Source organism: Jeongeupia wiesaeckerbachi, assembly GCF_050916355.1.
Lineage (GTDB): Bacteria > Pseudomonadota > Gammaproteobacteria > Burkholderiales > Chitinibacteraceae > Jeongeupia > Jeongeupia wiesaeckerbachi.
On record NZ_CP136946.1, the window covers coordinates 18,764 to 34,646 of the forward strand.

The 15,883-nt window shown below is 63.7% G+C and carries 15 protein-coding genes; 4 read left to right on the plus strand and 11 right to left on the minus strand.

The genetic code is table 11. The features are described 5' to 3' along the window. Positions 1 to 31: 31 nt before the first annotated feature. The 5 genes from R0382_RS00135 to R0382_RS00155 all read right to left on the minus strand — a co-directional run bounded on the left by R0382_RS00135 (position 32) and on the right by R0382_RS00155 (position 4,533). Entirely contained in the window at positions 32 to 811 is a 780-nt protein-coding gene (locus R0382_RS00135; RefSeq protein ID WP_432721433.1) for a DUF6671 family protein, read from the minus strand. A gap of 174 nt (positions 812 to 985) precedes the next feature. Next, positions 986 to 1,528 (minus strand): isochorismatase family protein, encoded by a 543-nt coding sequence (locus R0382_RS00140; protein WP_432721434.1) that lies wholly within the window; start codon positions 1,526 to 1,528, stop codon positions 986 to 988. Further along, positions 1,525 to 2,733 carry a M20/M25/M40 family metallo-hydrolase gene (locus tag R0382_RS00145; protein WP_432721435.1) on the minus strand — a complete coding sequence of 403 codons (1,209 nt, stop codon included), beginning with the start codon at positions 2,731 to 2,733 and terminating at the stop codon, positions 1,525 to 1,527. Before R0382_RS00145 ends, R0382_RS00140 begins: the two co-directional genes overlap by 4 nt. Further along, positions 2,730 to 3,368, minus strand: coding sequence for a GNAT family N-acetyltransferase (locus R0382_RS00150; RefSeq protein WP_432721436.1), 639 nt, complete (start codon positions 3,366 to 3,368; stop codon positions 2,730 to 2,732). The genes R0382_RS00145 and R0382_RS00150 overlap by 4 nt, the downstream gene beginning before the upstream one ends. Positions 3,369 to 3,387: 19 nt before the next feature. Then, positions 3,388 to 4,533, minus strand: coding sequence for a hypothetical protein (locus tag R0382_RS00155; protein ID WP_432721437.1), 1,146 nt, complete (start codon positions 4,531 to 4,533; stop codon positions 3,388 to 3,390). Positions 4,534 to 4,939: 406 nt separating this feature from the next. Here R0382_RS00155 and R0382_RS00160 point away from each other — a divergent pair, with 406 nt between their 5' ends. The 3 genes from R0382_RS00160 (at position 4,940) to R0382_RS00170 (ending at position 7,978) form a co-directional block, all read left to right on the plus strand. After that, a complete protein-coding gene (locus R0382_RS00160) occupies positions 4,940 to 5,674 on the plus strand; it encodes a pseudouridine synthase (protein WP_432721438.1) in 735 nt (244 codons plus the stop codon). Positions 5,675 to 6,006: 332 nt separating this feature from the next. Beyond that, positions 6,007 to 6,687 (plus strand): response regulator, encoded by a 681-nt coding sequence (locus R0382_RS00165; protein WP_432721439.1) that lies wholly within the window; start codon positions 6,007 to 6,009, stop codon positions 6,685 to 6,687. 1 nt (position 6,688) lies between these two features. Then, on the plus strand, positions 6,689 to 7,978 hold the full coding sequence (locus R0382_RS00170) for an ATP-binding protein (RefSeq protein ID WP_432721440.1): 1,290 nt from the start codon (positions 6,689 to 6,691) through the stop codon (positions 7,976 to 7,978). A 60-nt stretch (positions 7,979 to 8,038) separates the two neighbouring features. On the opposite strand, the gene R0382_RS00175 is transcribed toward R0382_RS00170, so the two are convergent. After that, complete coding sequence (locus R0382_RS00175) at positions 8,039 to 8,860, minus strand: MipA/OmpV family protein (protein ID WP_432721441.1); 822 nt, start codon at positions 8,858 to 8,860, stop codon at positions 8,039 to 8,041. A 233-nt stretch (positions 8,861 to 9,093) separates the two neighbouring features. On the opposite strand from R0382_RS00175, the gene R0382_RS00180 reads away from it, so the two are divergent. Next, positions 9,094 to 9,936, plus strand: coding sequence for an alpha/beta hydrolase (locus R0382_RS00180; protein ID WP_432721442.1), 843 nt, complete (start codon positions 9,094 to 9,096; stop codon positions 9,934 to 9,936). Here the strand turns inward: R0382_RS00180 and fusA are convergent. From fusA to R0382_RS00205, 5 genes are all read right to left on the minus strand, one after another. Then, the gene (gene fusA / locus R0382_RS00185) at positions 9,933 to 11,993 is read right to left on the minus strand and encodes an elongation factor G (RefSeq protein ID WP_432721443.1); all 2,061 of its coding nucleotides are present in this window, start codon (positions 11,991 to 11,993) and stop codon (positions 9,933 to 9,935) included. The genes R0382_RS00180 and fusA overlap by 4 nt on opposite strands. Positions 11,994 to 12,175: 182 nt before the next feature. Next, positions 12,176 to 12,598, minus strand: coding sequence for a hypothetical protein (locus R0382_RS00190; RefSeq protein WP_432721444.1), 423 nt, complete (start codon positions 12,596 to 12,598; stop codon positions 12,176 to 12,178). A gap of 269 nt (positions 12,599 to 12,867) precedes the next feature. After that, positions 12,868 to 14,718 (minus strand): 1-deoxy-D-xylulose-5-phosphate synthase, encoded by a 1,851-nt coding sequence (gene dxs, locus R0382_RS00195; RefSeq protein ID WP_432721445.1) that lies wholly within the window; start codon positions 14,716 to 14,718, stop codon positions 12,868 to 12,870. A 4-nt stretch (positions 14,719 to 14,722) separates the two neighbouring features. Next, complete coding sequence (locus R0382_RS00200; protein WP_432721446.1) at positions 14,723 to 15,637, minus strand: polyprenyl synthetase family protein; 915 nt, start codon at positions 15,635 to 15,637, stop codon at positions 14,723 to 14,725. Next, positions 15,634 to 15,876, minus strand: coding sequence for an exodeoxyribonuclease VII small subunit (locus R0382_RS00205; protein WP_432721447.1), 243 nt, complete (start codon positions 15,874 to 15,876; stop codon positions 15,634 to 15,636). The genes R0382_RS00200 and R0382_RS00205 overlap by 4 nt, the downstream gene beginning before the upstream one ends. Positions 15,877 to 15,883 lie beyond the last annotated feature (7 nt).

Consider the following 15,883-nt stretch of genomic DNA (forward strand, 5'->3'; position numbering starts at 1 on the left):
AGCTAAGCCTGGCGCCCGGCCTCCTGCCGGATCAGGCCGGCAGCGCCTGCGCGGTTGCATACCCTTCCTCGCGCAGCCGTTCGATCAGCCGGTTCGCGACCAGCGCGACCGACGCCATCCGGGTCGGGTTCATGTGCGCACGCAGATCGGTCTCCAGATGCACCCGGCCATCGGCCGTATGCGCGGCGCAGACGCGGAAGGCCTCGGCCAGTGTCGCCTCGTTGTCGATGCCCTTGAACACCTGCTCGGGCAGCACCACGCCGACGCCCGGATCATTGGGGACGACCATGGCCCGGATGGCCGGCCAGCCGATCTCGGCCAGCAGCGCCCGGGTTTCCGGCGCGGCCGTATCCGCCGGTACGCGCCCCATGACGAAGCGGGTGGGCAGATCGGTCAGGTATTCGACGAACTCGACACCGGATTCGCGATCGACAAAGGCCAGTAGCTCGGCATTGCGGGCGCCGGGGAACTGCGTTTGGTTCGGCCGGTACGAGCCCTCGCTCGCCACCGCGCGCGGCACGCCGGTCGCGTCGCAGGCGCGCCTTGCCTTCTCCAGCGCCGCTTCGAACGCGGTACCGGGGCGGCGGATGTCGCCGGAGAACGTCCCCAGCGCATCGGTATCGTAATCAACAGGCAGCAAGACCTGAAAGCCGAGCAGTGCCAGCGCCGGGGCCAGCACGGCTTCCTTGCCGTGCATGGTGGCGATCAGGATTTCCGGCGCGCTTGCATTCCCGGCAACGCGGCTCAGCAGCAGCGGCGAGGTGCCGCTGGCGCCGACCGGCAGGATTAGTTCTCTGTCTTGGGTAGCCATGTATTTTCCGAGTATAAAAAGCGTGTGAGCACTCAGCGCTGCCAGTGCCCCAGGAGCACTTGCTTATGGGGCAGAGCGCGGTGACACGGTGCTGGCAAGGTGAGCGAAACGTCCTACAGGGATCCCCGCGGTGACGAACGGTATTAGCCAAGCGCAGCAAGTAGCGTTGCGGCGCTATGCCGCGAGGGGCCGCTGTTCAAGGACGGTTTCCACATTGGCGCAGGTCAGGCGGGCAAACGGCTCGAGCATCGCCGTCACATGCGCATGCATCGACCCTTCCGACAGATCGCGCGAAGCGCGTGCCGCGCTGGCATCCTCGACAAAGGCGAAGCGATAGCCACGGTGGTAACCGTCGACAATGGTCGACAGACAACACATCGTGCTGCCGTAGCCGACGACGACGAACTCGTGGTCGGCGTGTTCGGTCACGAACTGCATGAAGGTCGCCGACGAAAACGCCGAGTAATTGCCTTTGACCGCCAGGGTTTCGCCGGACTCGGGCACGAAGCCATCAATGAAATCGGCGGTATCCGAGCCGCGGCCAAACAGATCGCCATCCTGCAGATGCTGGACATGGACGATGGGCCAGCCTTCGTTGCGGGCAAAGCTCAGCACGTCATAGGCATTCTTCAGCGACGGGCCGATCGACTTGATCTGGAACTTGCGGCCTTCGGCGATGTATTCACGCTGGATATCGATCACAACAAGCGCTTTCATGGCATTTCTCCTTCTGATTGAGTGAGGTTGTGAAGCAGTTGGGTCAGCAAAGTCAGGCGGGCCTGGTACGCACTTTTCAGCATGTGCTCCTTGTCCGAATGCATGCCGCCGCCGTAGGGACCGACGCCGACCAGCAGCTGCATACCGGTATCCGACAAGTTGTTGCCATCGCTGCCATAGCCCACGGCCTGGGCACGGAACGGTTGACCGAGGGCACGGGCGACGGCCTCGGCACGCGCCGCCAGCGCCGCCGTGCGCTCGACCGGCAAGGGCGGCAGCTCGGCGAGCTGGACGATCTCGGTACGGGCGCCGAGCTTGAGCCGGTCGTTGTAGACATCGCTCTGCTTGCTGATCGCATCGATCGCGGCATGGACGCGTTCCCAGTCGGCGAGCGAACGGAAGCGCACGTCGAACGTCACGCTGGCCTTGTCGCACACGACATTGGGCTTGCTGCCGCCTTCGATGACGCCGGGATTGAGCGTCAGGCCCTTGGCCGGCTGCGCCAGCGCGCTGATCTTGGCGATCTTCCTGGCCAGATCGAGGCATGCGTCGATGCCGTTCTCCGGCTCCAGCCCGGCGTGGGCGGCCTTGCCGGTCGAGGTCAGCTTGATCCAGCGCACACCCGACTGGCTGCTGACGACCGCACCGTCCTCGAGCCCGGGTTCGAACACCAGCCCGTACGGCACATCCTTGGCGAAGGCCTGCAGCGTTTTCTTCGAATACGGCGAGCCGATTTCCTCGTCGTCGTTGATGAGCACGCGCACGTGCTGCAACTGCCCGGCGGCCTTGAGCTGCGCCAGCACGTTCAGCATCAGCACCAGGCCCCCCTTCATGTCGATGACCCCCGGCCCCATCAAGCGGTCGCCGTCATCGACGAAATGCTGGAAGCTGCCCGCCTTCGGAAAGACGGTGTCCAGATGGCCGACCAGCAGCACCTTGGGCCTGCCGTCGGGCGTATCGAAGCGCAGCACTTCGCGGCCGGATTCGGCCAGCGCATGGCGGCTTGCCGTCAGGCCGAGCGCCTCGAACTTCGGCACGAGCACATCGCGCGCCTGCGCCAGCCCGGCCACATTGCGGGTCTCGGTATTGATCTCGACAATGCGTTGCAACAGCTGCGAATAGCTCGGATCGATGCCCGGGGTTGCCGCGCCCGCAGTGCCAGCGATGACGAGGCTCAGCAGCGTACTCAAGACTAGCCGCTTCATCCCCTGCTCCTTTCGGTGGCCGCGATCCGCTTGGCGCATCTGAAAGCGCCGTGTTCGAGCGGGCCGAGCAGCTGGGTGTTGTTCTCGGGCCGGTTCAGCACCATCGGCGTGCTGCCGATGTGCATCGACGGTGACACCAGTTGCAACTGTTCGCTCAGTTCCATTTCGACGTAATCATGGTCGGAGAACGAAAAGGCATCGCCGACCAAGCGAAAGCCGTAGCCTTCATAGAACTCGCGCAATCTGGCCTGCGCATGCAGATAAAAGCGCGAAAATCCCTTGGTCCGGCCGATGTCCAGCATGAACGACAGCAGACGATGGGCGTAACCCAGCCCCCGGTACTCCTTGCGGATCGCCAGTCGTTCGATCTTGGCGAAGCCGTTGAAGTAGCGGATGCGGGCGGTCAGTACCGGCTCGCCGGTCGCGGTCAGGCCGACGATCTGCGTCGCCGCATGGTCGTTGAGATCGAATTCCTCGCTGTACGGGCAGAGCTGCTCGTGCATATAGACGATGGCGCGGACCAGCATTGCCTTGAAACGTTCGTCCTCGGTTTCGACGATCTTGATCGTCAGGTCACCGTGGTCGGGCGAGGCCATCGTCGCGCCGGGTTTATGCAATTGATGAATCGTCATCATGAAATCGCCATCCTTGGGTTTACGCAGGTCGGTACTGCTGATCCAGCTCGCGCGGGGCGCTTAAGGCGACGATCATTTCCTGCACCGTCGGCGTCGTCAGGCCGATTTCGCCGTTGCGAATGGCGGTCGCCGACACCTTGTCGCGGCGGACGACCGGATAGGGGTAGACCCAGCCCGATTCGTCGTAAATGCTGCGCACCCACATACCGCCGAGATCGCTGCCGTGAATGCCATGGACCGCCTGGTGATCGGCCACTTTGCGGATATGCTTCAGCACCGCGTAAAACCCGCCTTTTGCATAGTCTTCGGGCAGGGACAGCACTTCGACTTTGCCGCTCAGGCCGGCCTCGGCAATCGCCGCACGCATCATGGCAAGACGGGTGTCGTATTCATAAAACCGGGAGCCGGTCGGAAAATAATTGACATGTACATCAGCGCGCGCCGTTTTTTCGTAGATGCGCATACCACGCTCATATCGCGCTATTTCTATTTCACCGCGTTGCAATGCCTGCGCATGCAGTTTCGGCACGGTCGTGCTGTGGATATACACTTTCTCCAGCCCGCGCGATTCGATCGCCTGACGAATCAAGGCCAGATGCGTCTTGTGAATCGGATTGAAAGTTCCGAAGAACACGCCAATGCCGCCACGCCTGAAAAAAACCGCACGCAAATCCGATGCCAGACCGATGGCGAAGAACAGCGAACCGAACGTCAGCCCCAGCATCAGGAAGACCGTTTTCGACCACGCCAGCCCGATCGTCGCCAGCGCCGTCACGACGATATTGATCGACAGCGCAATCAGCACATTGCGGTTGCGATCACCGATCTCGCGATTGGCCAGCGCCAGCGCCAGATATTGCATCCCCTGCGATGCGCACGTCGTGACCAGCGCAATCCCCAGAACGCCGCCCAATGTATCGATTTGCCGGGACGGGAACACCTCGCCGACGGTCAGCACCAGGAAGATGCCGATATTGAACGCCAGCTGGGGAATGAAACGCCCCAATCGACCCAGACTGACGCATGCCGTGCGCAGATTGATGATTTCCTCGATCTTGTTGCTCAACTTCGAGTAATACGGAATAAAAAATCCGACAAAGGCGCACAGCGCAATCAGTGCCACATTATTGAAAGCATGATGCGCCGCACCGTAACTGGCATACATCAATACGCCAATCGTCAAACCAAGTTGAACCGAAGGACTTAGCAAATACATCCGGCGTTTCATTGCGCCCCCTGCTTGAAGTTTTATGTAAAACGCAACACCGAAGCCGGATTACCTGCAGAAAAAGATAAAAGGGCATGGTGCATTTGAACCGGAAGGCAATATCCACGACGTGAGGCCGGATTGATTGCGCCAAATCGTGAATCAGCAACAACCGGTAATAACGGAAGCCATTGTGGTGATCGTGCAATACGCGGACAAATGATTTTTTGGCACGGCTTGCATGCGTTTGCGGAATGCAGCCCCGTGAAGCCGGTTCGGCGGCCCGGCGTACGGTGAACATCTCCGGGTCGCGCCACCGTCAGGGCGCGTACAATGTCGGATTGCCCGCCGAAGATGTACAGCCATGACCGAACCCATCCGCCTTTCCAAACGCATGACCGAACTCGGCATGTGCTCACGCCGCGAGGCAGACGAATTCATCGAGCAGGGCTGGGTACGCGTGGACGGTCAGGTCGTTGACGTCCTCGGCAGCCGGGTAATGCCGGATCAGAAAATCGAGCTGGTGCGCCGCGCCGCCGCCGTTCAGGCCGAGCGCATCACCATTTTGCTGAACAAGCCCGCCGGCATTCTCGCCGGCCCGGGCGAGCCGGGCATCCACCCGGCCTGGCAATTGATCAAGCCGGAAAGCCAGTTCGCCCGCGACCGCTCCGGCATCCACGTGCTCAAGCGCCACTTCACCCATCTGGCCGTGGCCGGCTGGCTCGATTTAAGCGCGTCGGGCCTGCTGGTGCTGACACAGGATGGCCGTGTCTCCAAAACGCTGATCGCCGACGATCTGGATTTCGAGAAGGAATACCGGGTGCAGGTTGCCGGGGAGATCACCGATGAAATGATCGGCCTCTTGAACAGCACCTACACCATCGACGGCGAAACCTGGAAGGCCGCCAAGGTCAGCCGCCAGAGCGACCAACAGCTGCGCTTCGTGCTGCGCGAAAGCCGCAAGAAGCAGATTCAGGAGCTGTGCGAAGCCGTGGGCCTGCGCGTCATCGGCATCAGACGGCTGCGCATCGGCCAGGTTTCACTGGGCGATTTGCCGGAAGGCAAATGGCGCTTCCTGCGGCAAGACGAGCGCTTTTAAGCGCGGTCTCAGCGCTAAAAAGCCCACCGTTCGGTGGGCTTTTTCATGTCCGCTGCATGCACGATCGGTCCGGTCGACGCTTTGTTCCTCAAGCCTGAACGAGGCGTTGCGCAGCATCCCCCCGGCTTGCCCAAGCGCTCGTCCAGCGGCAGCCATTCGCCTTCGCCGCGCCCGGCCGCACAAAATTCATACAAATGGCATGATCTAGGCGGTCAACATACTGGGCGCCACACTACGCCGCCCCCCTCCCCGATCGAGACCCGCACGATGCCTGCATTCGATAGCACGCACCCGAGCAGCCAGACGGAATGCGTTGCCCAATGAATAAAATCATGATCATCGAAGACGATTTTCGTCTTTCCAGGCTGATCGCCGATTTTCTAGAACAGCACGGTTACGCGGTCACTACCGAACATCGTGGCGATACCGCCGTATCGGCAGTCAAGCGGATCAAGCCCGACGTCGTGGTACTCGACATGATGTTGCCGGGCAAGGATGGCTTGCAGATCTGCCGCGACCTGCGCGAGTGGTCGAATCTGCCGGTGCTGATGCTGACCGCGCGCGAGGAAGACATCGACCAGATTCTCGGCCTTGAGGCCGGCGCCGACGATTACGTGGTCAAGCCGGTCGAGCCGCGCGTGCTGCTGGCGCGGATTCGCGCGCTGCTGCGCCGCCAGCACGCGCCGGCCGGCTCGCCCGATCGGCTGCAGTTCGGCACGCTGAGCATCGACAGCGGCACCCGCAGCGTGCTGCTCGACGGCAACGAGATCGATACCGGCACCGCCGAGTTCGAACTGCTGTGGTTGCTGGCAACGAGCGCCGGCAAGGTGTTGTCACGCGACGCCATTCTCACCGCGCTGCGCGGTGTCGACTACGACGGCATCGACCGTAGCGTCGATGTCGGTGTCAGCAAACTGCGCAAAAAGCTCAACGATGACCCGCGCGAACCGCGCCGGATCAAGACCGTCTGGGGCAAGGGCTATCTGTTCAGCCGCGACGAGTGGGAAAGCTGAGATGTTTCGCCTCTTTATCCGCGTTTACCTGCTCCAGGTCATCGGCTTTGCCATCGCGCTTACCGCGCTCAACTATGCCTTGCCCTACCTCATCCGGAACTACCAGCACGAATACAATTACGAGATGACGCGTGGCTCGTTTGGCCATCTGGCCAAAGAATTGCGTGGCAAAACGCTGCCGCAACAACAGGCACAACTGCGAGTCTGGCAGCCGGATTACGGCTTGCAGTTCAAGATGATCAACAGTCGCGAGCTCGAACCCGACGACGACGAGCGTGCGCTGCTCGACAAGGGAATCGCTTTCGGCCGCGATGATTACGAAGTCTTCTACATGCCGATCGACTGGCCGCGCCAGCAAGCGCTGCTGGAAATCCGCGTTCCTCAACCACCCAGCCATACTCTCTGGCTACTGCAGGGCGGCTCTTACCTGCTGCTCGCGCTGTCGTTCGCGTTTTTTCTCTATCTGTGGATCCGGCCGCACTGGCGGGAACTGCAGGCGCTGCAGAGCGCCGCCAAACGCTTCGGTGACGGCGATCTGGGCGCGCGCGCCGGGGTGTCCAAACGCGCGTCGATCCGCGACCTGGCCGGCCAGTTCGACATCATGGCGGCGCAGATCGAATCGCTGGTTGCCAGCCGCCGCGACCTGACCAATGCCGTGTCGCACGAACTGCGCACGCCGATGGCAAGGCTGTCTTTCGAGCTCGATGCCGCCGGCAAGCTGGCGGATCCGGCCGCGTGGCGCGTGCTGGCCGGCAATATGCGCCAGGATCTGGCCGAGCTGGAAACGCTGGTGTCCGAACTGCTGAGCTTTGCCCGGCTCGAGCACGCCAACAGCGGCTTCGTGCAGGAAACGATTTCCGCCGATGACTGGCTGGACAGCGTGATGGCGATGGTGACGCTCGAAGCCGAAGCCCGCAGCATCCACTGCGTGCTGCTGCCGAGCGCACCGCAAACCGTTCAGCTGGAAGCCCGCCAGATGGCACGGGCCTTGATCAATGTCGTTCGCAACGCGGTTTACCATGCGCGATCTCGCGTCGAAGTCCGTCTGCAACGGCGGGCGCAACACTTCATGCTCAGCATTGACGACGATGGGCACGGTATCCCGCAGGCCGAGCGCCAGCGCGTGTTCGAGCCCTTTGTCCGTCTGGATGAAAGCCGCAATCGCGCCACCGGCGGTTTCGGACTGGGGCTGGCGATCGTGCAGCAGATCGTCAAATCGCACCAGGGCGAGGTGAGCATCGAGGATTCGCCCCTCGGCGGCGCCCGCTTCGTGATCCGCTGGCCAGCCTGACTGGCACGCCCTCCCGGGCGTGCCAGCGACCCTCGATCAAACAGCAATCGATCCAAGGGATCAGAAGGTGTAGTTCAGCGAAGCCACGCCGATGTAGTTGGTCTTGGTATCGAGCAGCGGACTATTGGCCACATCGCCGGCGAACTGCGTCACACCGGCCATGACATCGGTGTTCCAGTGCTTGGTCCACTTGTGCGTCCAGTTGACCGTAAAGCTGTAGCTGTTGATGCCAGATCCGGCCTCATAGGCCTTGAAGCGGCTGGTCTTGCTCTGCGCCTGGGTGACGCCGAAATAGGTCTGGTTGTACTTGCCGTCGCCCAGGTGCACCGCCCCGGCAACGCCGATGGTATCGGCTTCGCTCAGCTCGAACGCGTGCCCCAATGACACATCCCACGACAGGCCGCGATCACTGTTGCTCAGGGCTTGCGCCAGCGAGACCGACAGCTGGGTCGCCGGCGTAATCATGAAACCGAGCGATGTCGTGCCGAGCACCGAACCCTTGACGTCGCCCATGCCCTTGAGCCGGTCGGACCCCGCGCCAAGGCCCTTGTCGCTTTCGGCGCGGCCGAAATCGTAGCCGACCCCGAGCGACAGCACGAAGCGCTCGCCCAGCGGGGTTTGCCAGCCTATGCCCTGCAGCGGATCGATATAGATCCCCTGTGGCGTCAGCATGTGCAGATTGAAATACGGCGCGATTCCGTAATCCTTGCTGCCGGCAAATTTCGGCCCATAAGCGATGCCGCCGCCGATGGTGTATTCGGATTCGGTAAACCAGTCGCCAACACCGCTGGTGATGGCATCGATACGTGGATCGGCCTGTGCCGGGGCGGTGGCCAGCCCGGCCAGCAACAGCAGGGCATTACGTTGAATCAGCTTGCGCATGGGAAGAACACTCCGGTGAAAACACGCCGGAGTATGCAAAACGCCTCGGATCGACTTGTCGGAGAACTGTGGAGCAATTGTTAAAATTCATGAAACACCCATGAAAGCAAATAGCGCATCGTTAGACACACTGCGGGCGCAACACTTTCACTACAAAGGCCCCACACTTTCGCCGAAGGCGGAGCCGCCGGATTTTCGACAATGCCGCTGTCGTCATCCTCGCTACCACCGCCATGACCCACCTTGCCTGCCCGCCCGTCCTCCCGCCACCGCCCCGGCGCTCCGCGTTTGCCGCGCCAAGCGACGGTTCCACCGCCATCCTGCTGGTGCACGGGCTGGGGGGCACCGAACACGACCTGGGCTCCTTGCGCAAAACGCTAGAGCGCGCCGGCCTGACCACCCATGTTCTGACGCTGCCGGGCCACGGCGGCCGGCCCGAAGATCTGTACGACGTGCAGGCCGAGGACTGGATCGCCACCGTCGTCGCCCATTACCGCTCGCTGGCGGTGCGCTACGACACGCTGCACCTGATGGGGATGTGCCTTGGCGCTTTGCTGGCGATCGAAACGGCCAAGCGCGTGAACATGCGGAACGGCCGGCTGATCGCGCTGGCACCGCCGGTTTTCATCGATGGCTGGGCAATGCCTTGGTACCGCGACGTCCGCCATCTTGTTTACCGGGTGCCGGGGCTGATGCGCTTGCTGCGCGTGCCCGAGGCCGAGCCCTACGGCATCAAGAACGAACTGATGCGCGCCCTGGTCAAGGCCAAGCTCTCCGACGGCAATGCCTTCCACTACCCTTGGGTGCCGCTGGCGTGCATCCGCGAAGTCGACCGGCTGCGGCGCTGGGTCAGGCTCGAACTGAATCGCGTCCGCGCGCCCACGCTGATCGTCCACGCGCGCGAGGACGAGCTGACCAGCCCGCGTTCGGCGGCCCTGCTCACGCGCCGAATCCCGCGCAGCCGTGCGGTCATCGTCGAAAACAGCTACCACATGATCTGCGTCGACAACGACCGCAAGCAGGTCGCCACCGAAGTCTTGAACCACCTCGGCCTGTCGCCGCTCGCACCACGCTAGTCGTCGTCCTGCACGTGCTTGTAGCCTGCGGCGAGGCGCTGCTGGACGTCCGGCGGCACCGCATCGTAGTGGCTGAGCGTCAAGGCATACGCACCCTGGCCGCCGGTGATCGCCTTGAGCCGGCCGGCGTAGCCGTCGAGTTCGGCCAGCGGTACGTGGCCGCGGATCAGCACCAGCTGCTGCGACAGCGTCTCGGTGCCGCTGACCTGCCCGCGCCGCCCCGACAGATCGGCGGTCAGGTCGCCAAGTCGCGATTCGGGCGCGGTGATCGCGATCTCGACCACCGGCTCGAGCACCACCGGCGCAGCCGCCAGCAGCGCCTCGAGCATCGCCTTGCGCCCGGCCGACTGGAACGCCACGTCTTTCGAGTCGACCGAATGGCTCTTGCCGTCGTATACGGTGACCTTGATGTCCTCGACCGGGCTGCCCGACACCGGCCCGTTAGCGAGCGCCGCGCGTACGCCCTTCTCGACCGACTGGATGAACTGGCCCGGAATCACCCCGCCCTTGACCGCGTCGACGAAGGCAAAGCCCTCGCCGCGCTGCTGCGGCTCGATCCGCAGGAAAACCTCGCCAAACTGGCCGGCGCCACCGGTCTGCTTCTTGTGACGATGGTGGCCCTCGGCCGGGCGCGTGATCGTTTCGCGGTACGGCACGCGCGGCACGCTGGTCTGGACTTCGAGCCGGTAGGTGCCGGCCATCCGGTCGAGCAGGTAGCGCAAGTGCATCTCGCCCATGCCGCGCAACACCGTTTCATGCGTCACCGCATCATGGTCGACCTTGACGCACGGGTCTTCCAGCTGTAGCCGCTGCAGCACGTCGCCGATGCGCTGCTCGTCGCCGTGGCGCTTGGGCTGGATCGCCAACCCCTGCATCGGCGCCGGAAACGCGCTCGGCCGCAAGTGGATCAGGTCTTCGTCGTGCGAATCGTGCAGCACGACGTCGAAGGCGATGTCGTCGACCTTGGCAATGGCGCCGAACTCGCCCGGCAGCAAGCGGTTGACCTCATCGTAGCGCTTGCCCTGCACCCGCAGCAGGTGGCCGACCTTGAACGGTTTGCGGCCATCGCCGATGAACAATTGCGCGTCGCGCGTCACCGTGCCCTGATGGACGCGGAAAATGCCAAGCTTGCCGACATAGGGGTCCATCACCACCTTGAACACGTGCGCCAGTACGTGTTTGTCCGGGTCCGGTGCCGTGCGGAACGCGCCGGATTCGCCCTTGATGAACGGCGGCGGATTGCCTTCGCCCGGGTTCGGTGCCAGCTTGGCCAGCACGTCGAGCAGCTCGGGTACACCCGCGCCGGTGCGCGCCGACACGAAGCACAAGGGAATCAGGTGCCCCTGTCGCAGCGCGGCTTCAAACGGCGCATGCAGCTCGGCCGGCGTCACCTCGCCCTGCTCGAGATAGCGCGCCATCAGCACCTCGTCGACCTCGACGACCTGATCGACCAAGGCTTGATGCGCGTCGGCGACCGACGAGAAGTCGGCGTCGCGTACCGACGAGAGGTCGGCATCGCCGAGCGGCGAAAAAAAACAGTCGACGACGCGACTGCCTTGCCCGGCCGGCAGATTGATCGGCAAGACCTCCCTGCCGAAAGCCTCGCGCAGATCGGCGAGCAGCGCCGGCAGATCGACGCGCTCGGCGTCGATTTTGTTGACGACCAAAATCCGGCAGAGGCCGCGATCCGCCGCCGCATCCATCATTCGCCGCGTCGACAGCTCGATGCCGTTCTGCGCGTTGACGACGACGAGCGCGGTATCGACCGCCATCAGCGCCGCCAGTGCCTGGCCGATGAAATCGGGATACCCGGGGGTGTCGATCAGATTGACCGTGACGTCGTCATGTTCGAAGTGCGCCAGCGCCGACGCCAGCGAATGGCCGTATTCGCGTTCTAGCGGATCGAAATCGCAGACGGTGTCACCGCGTTCGAGCGCCCCCATCGCCGTGATGGCCCCGCTGTTGAACAACAGCGCTTCGGCCAGCGTCGTCTTGCCGCTGCCGCCGTGGCCGACCAGTGCAACCGTTCGGACTGTTTCAACCGGATCGTGGGACATGGCCGCCTCCAAACCTTACGGGTGCTTGGAGTATAGCGACGGCGGGCAAGGTCGCCATCCCGGATGGTCCACCCTCGCGCCCGATCGGCCATCAGCGCGATGGCGACGACGGACACGCCCCCGGTCGGCCGGAAACCGCATGAGTTGAATCGACCTCCTCACGCGGCCCGGTTGCGCCGCGCCTACGGTGCCGGCGCCGCCTCAAGCTGCCCGGCCTGCGCCGCCAGCGCGTCGAGCGACAGCTCGCTGCCGGCGAGCGCCGCCGGCATGCCTTCCGGTATGCCGAGGAAGAAGCACTGCTTGGCCTGCACCGAGTTGCCGAACAGGATTCCGCCGGTATAGCCGGGGATGTACGGCCCCATGACCAGATTGATCGAGACGCTGAAGTACCCGTCCGCGCCATTCAGCAGCGTCGTACCGCCAGCCGGCGTTTGCGTAACCTTGCCGCTGACCGGGATCTTGTAATGCGTCTGGTTGAGCGTGATCTGGAATTCGCCGGCGATTTCGTCGCCGTTCGGCGCCAGATCGACAAGCCAGGCCGTGTGCGCTTGCTGGAGCGCGTGGTCGAAGATGCTGAGCGTGATCTTGTTGGACTGCTGGTGCATCGGGGGTCTCCTTCGGATGGTTGAATGGCCGTCCTTTTGTGGGCGGCCAGCAAACCCGGTGAAGCGGTGCAGGCAAGACGCACGCAACGCAGCCAGCAGGGTTTTACAGCCGTTCTTCACCGCCGCAGCCATCGCGGCACGCAAGAATCTTCTGGCCCGGGCCATAGGCCCGGATTGATGATAGTTGCCCGATGCGCCCATCACCCGAACACCGTCCGACCGACAAAAAAAACGCCGGCACAGGCCGGCGTTTGGCGGATGACGCGGGCTCAGCCCAACCGGGTGCGGATCGCGGCTTCGATACCCGCGGCGTCAAGGCCGCAGTCGGCGAGCAACTGCTTCTGCTCGCCGTGTTCGACATAACCGTCGGGCAAGCCCAGTTGCAGCACCGGTTTGACGATGCCCTGCTTCATCATGCTTTCGAGCACGGCGCTGCCGGCGCCGCCCATGATGGCGTTTTCCTCGACCGTGACGATCAAGTCGTGGCTGGCAGCAAGCTCGGCGACCAGCGCGTCATCCAGCGGTTTGATGAAGCGCATGTTGGCGACCGTGGCGTCGAGCGCCTCGCCGGCCTTGAGCGCCGCTTCGAGCAGGGTGCCGAAGGCGAGAATCGCGACCTTGCCACCGCGACGCGCGACGACGCCCTTGCCCCAGGACACACCGCTCATCTCGGCCAGCACCGGCGTGCCGTTGCCGCTACCGCGCGGGTAGCGGACCGCTGCCGGGCCGACATGCTGGTAGGCGCTGTAGAGCATCTGCCGGCATTCGTTCTCGTCGCTCGGCGCGAGCACGGCCATGTTCGGAATGCAGCGCAGGAAAGACAGATCGAACGAACCGGCATGAGTCGGACCGTCGGCGCCAACGAGGCCGGCGCGGTCGATCGCGAAGGTGACGTCGAGATTCTGCAAAGCGACGTCGTGAACCAGTTGGTCGTAGGCACGCTGCAGGAAGGTCGAATAGATCGCCACCACCGGCTTGAGCCCTTCGCAGGCGAGGCCGGCGGCGAAGGTCACCGCATGCTGCTCGGCAATGCCGACGTCGAAATAACGGTCCGGGAATTCCTGCTCGAAACGCACCAGCCCCGAGCCTTCGCGCATTGCCGGCGTGATGCCGACGAGCTTGTCGTCCTGGGCGGCCATATCACACAGCCACTCACCGAACACCTGGGTGAACGAGACCTTGGCACCGGCCTTCGCACCGCTGCCGCCGGCCATGCCGTTCTCGGGCTGGAACGGCGTCACCGCGTGATACTTGACCGGATCATCGACGGCGAGCTTGTAGCCCTGTCCCTTCTTGGTCACGACGTGCAGGAACTGCGGCCCCTTGAGCTGCTTGATGTTTGCCAGCGTCGTCACCAGCGCATCGAGGTTGTGACCGTCGACCGGGCCGATGTAGTTGAAGCCGAGCTCCTCGAACAGCGACGCCGGCGTCAGCAAGGCCTTGACGTGCTCCTCACCCTTTCTCGCCAGCTCCTTCAGTGGCGGCACCGCGCCAAGCACTTTTTCGGACGCATTGCGGAAGCCGTTGTAGAACTTGCCCGACAGCAGCTTGGCCAGATAGTTGTTGAACGCGCCGACATTGGGCGAGATCGACATTTCGTTGTCGTTGAGGATCACCAGCAGATTGGTATCGCGACGATGGCCGGCGTTGAACAGCGCCTCGATCGCCTGGCCGGCGGTCATCGCGCCGTCGCCGATCACGGCAATCGCGTGACGCTGCTCGCCCTTGAGCAAGGCCGCTTCGGCAAAGCCGAGCGCCGCGCCGATCGAGGTGCTCGAGTGGCCGACGCCGAAGGTGTCGTATTCGCTTTCATCGCGCTTAGGAAAGCCGGCGAGGCCACCTTGCTTGCGCATCGTATTCATCCGTTCACGCCGACCGGTGAGGATCTTGTGCGGATAGCTCTGGTGGCCGACGTCCCACGCCAGCCGGTCTTCCGGGGTGTTGAAGACGTAATGCAGTGCAATCGTCAATTCGACCGCGCCGAGGTTGGACGCGAAATGGCCACCGGTATGGCTGACCGAGTCGAGCAGGAACGTGCGCAGCTCGTCGGCCAGCGGCACGAGCTGCTTGCGGTCGAGCTGGCGCAGGTCGGCGGGACAGGAAATCGTTTCTAGCAGCATGAGATCAGAACCGGCGGCCGACGATGAAGTCGGCGAGTTGGGCCAGCCGCGCGGCGCGGTCGCCGAACGGTGCGAGGGCATGGTGGGCGTCGGCGAGCAATTCGGCCGCCTTGTCCTTGGCCCCCCTGAGGCCGAGCAGCGCGACATAGGTCGGCTTGTGGTTGGCCGCGTCCTTGCCGGCGGTCTTGCCCAGCGTCGCGGTATCGGCTTCTTCGTCGAGGATGTCGTCGACAACCTGGAACGCCAGACCGACGCATTTGGCAAAGTGATCGAGCCGCGCCTTGTCGTCGTCCGCCAGCGGCGTGCCGCAAGCGGCGCCGAGCGCGACCGAGGCACGGATCAGCGCGCCGGTCTTGAGGATGTGCATCAGCTCGAGCTGCGGCAGCGTCAGCGTTTCGCCGACGCTGTACAGGTCGATGCCCTGCCCGCCACACATGCCGTGGCTGCCGGAGGCCTTGGCCAGCGTGCGCACCATGCCGAGCTGCACGGCCGCATCGTCGGCAAGCGGCTTGGCGCTCAGCACGTCGAACGCGGCGGTCTGCAGCGCATCGCCGGCGAGCAGCGCGGTGGCTTCGTCGTATTTGACATGCACCGTCGGCTTGCCGCGGCGCAGCACGTCGTTGTCCATCGGCGGCATGTCGTCATGGACCAGCGAATACGCGTGGATCATTTCAACCGCGCACGCGGCATGGTCGAGCCGGGCCGGATCGGCGCCGACGAGTTCACCGGCGGCAAACGCCAGCAGCGGACGGACACGCTTGCCGCCGTCGAGCACGGCATAGCGCATCGCCTCGTGCAGGCGGGCCGGATGCTGGGCTGCCGGCGGCAGCAGCGTATCGAGCACGGTTTCGACCCGCGCCTGCACGGCGCGCATCCATTCTGCAAACGGTGCAGCGGAATCAATCAGGGCAGCGGTCATTCGGACTCCGGCTGGAAGGGCTTGAGCTGGCCGGCTTCGAGGATCTTCAGCTGTTGTTCGGCGTCAGCCAGCTTGCCCTGACAGAAACCGAGCAGGGTCTGGCCACGCTGATAGGCGTTGAGCGCCGCTTCTAGCGGCAGGTTGCCGGCTTCGAGCTCGGCGATCAGGACTTCGAGTTCGCGCAGTCCGGACTCGAAATCGGCCGGCGTTGCGGCCGGCGTTTTGGCTGCTTTTGGCATGGGGGCA

Excerpts from the sequence above, each read along its gene's own strand:
- R0382_RS00155 (WP_432721437.1), bottom strand. The coding sequence starts at position 4,533 with ATGTATGCCAGTTACGGTGCGGCGCATCATGCTTTCAATAATGTGGCA.
- R0382_RS00140 (WP_432721434.1), bottom strand. The coding sequence starts at position 1,528 with ATGAAAGCGCTTGTTGTGATCGATATCCAGCGTGAATACATCGCCGAA.
- R0382_RS00145 (WP_432721435.1), bottom strand. The coding sequence starts at position 2,733 with ATGAAGCGGCTAGTCTTGAGTACGCTGCTGAGCCTCGTCATCGCTGGC.
- R0382_RS00160 (WP_432721438.1), top strand. The coding sequence starts at position 4,940 with ATGACCGAACCCATCCGCCTTTCCAAACGCATGACCGAACTCGGCATG.
- R0382_RS00170 (WP_432721440.1), top strand. The coding sequence starts at position 6,689 with ATGTTTCGCCTCTTTATCCGCGTTTACCTGCTCCAGGTCATCGGCTTT.
- R0382_RS00205 (WP_432721447.1), bottom strand. The coding sequence starts at position 15,876 with ATGCCAAAAGCAGCCAAAACGCCGGCCGCAACGCCGGCCGATTTCGAG.
- R0382_RS00175 (WP_432721441.1), bottom strand. The coding sequence starts at position 8,860 with ATGCGCAAGCTGATTCAACGTAATGCCCTGCTGTTGCTGGCCGGGCTG.
- R0382_RS00190 (WP_432721444.1), bottom strand. The coding sequence starts at position 12,598 with ATGCACCAGCAGTCCAACAAGATCACGCTCAGCATCTTCGACCACGCG.
- R0382_RS00165 (WP_432721439.1), top strand. The coding sequence starts at position 6,007 with ATGATCATCGAAGACGATTTTCGTCTTTCCAGGCTGATCGCCGATTTT.
- R0382_RS00180 (WP_432721442.1), top strand. The coding sequence starts at position 9,094 with ATGACCCACCTTGCCTGCCCGCCCGTCCTCCCGCCACCGCCCCGGCGC.
- R0382_RS00135 (WP_432721433.1), bottom strand. The coding sequence starts at position 811 with ATGGCTACCCAAGACAGAGAACTAATCCTGCCGGTCGGCGCCAGCGGC.
- fusA (WP_432721443.1), bottom strand. The coding sequence starts at position 11,993 with ATGTCCCACGATCCGGTTGAAACAGTCCGAACGGTTGCACTGGTCGGC.
- dxs (WP_432721445.1), bottom strand. The coding sequence starts at position 14,718 with ATGCTGCTAGAAACGATTTCCTGTCCCGCCGACCTGCGCCAGCTCGAC.
- R0382_RS00150 (WP_432721436.1), bottom strand. The coding sequence starts at position 3,368 with ATGATGACGATTCATCAATTGCATAAACCCGGCGCGACGATGGCCTCG.
- R0382_RS00200 (WP_432721446.1), bottom strand. The coding sequence starts at position 15,637 with ATGACCGCTGCCCTGATTGATTCCGCTGCACCGTTTGCAGAATGGATG.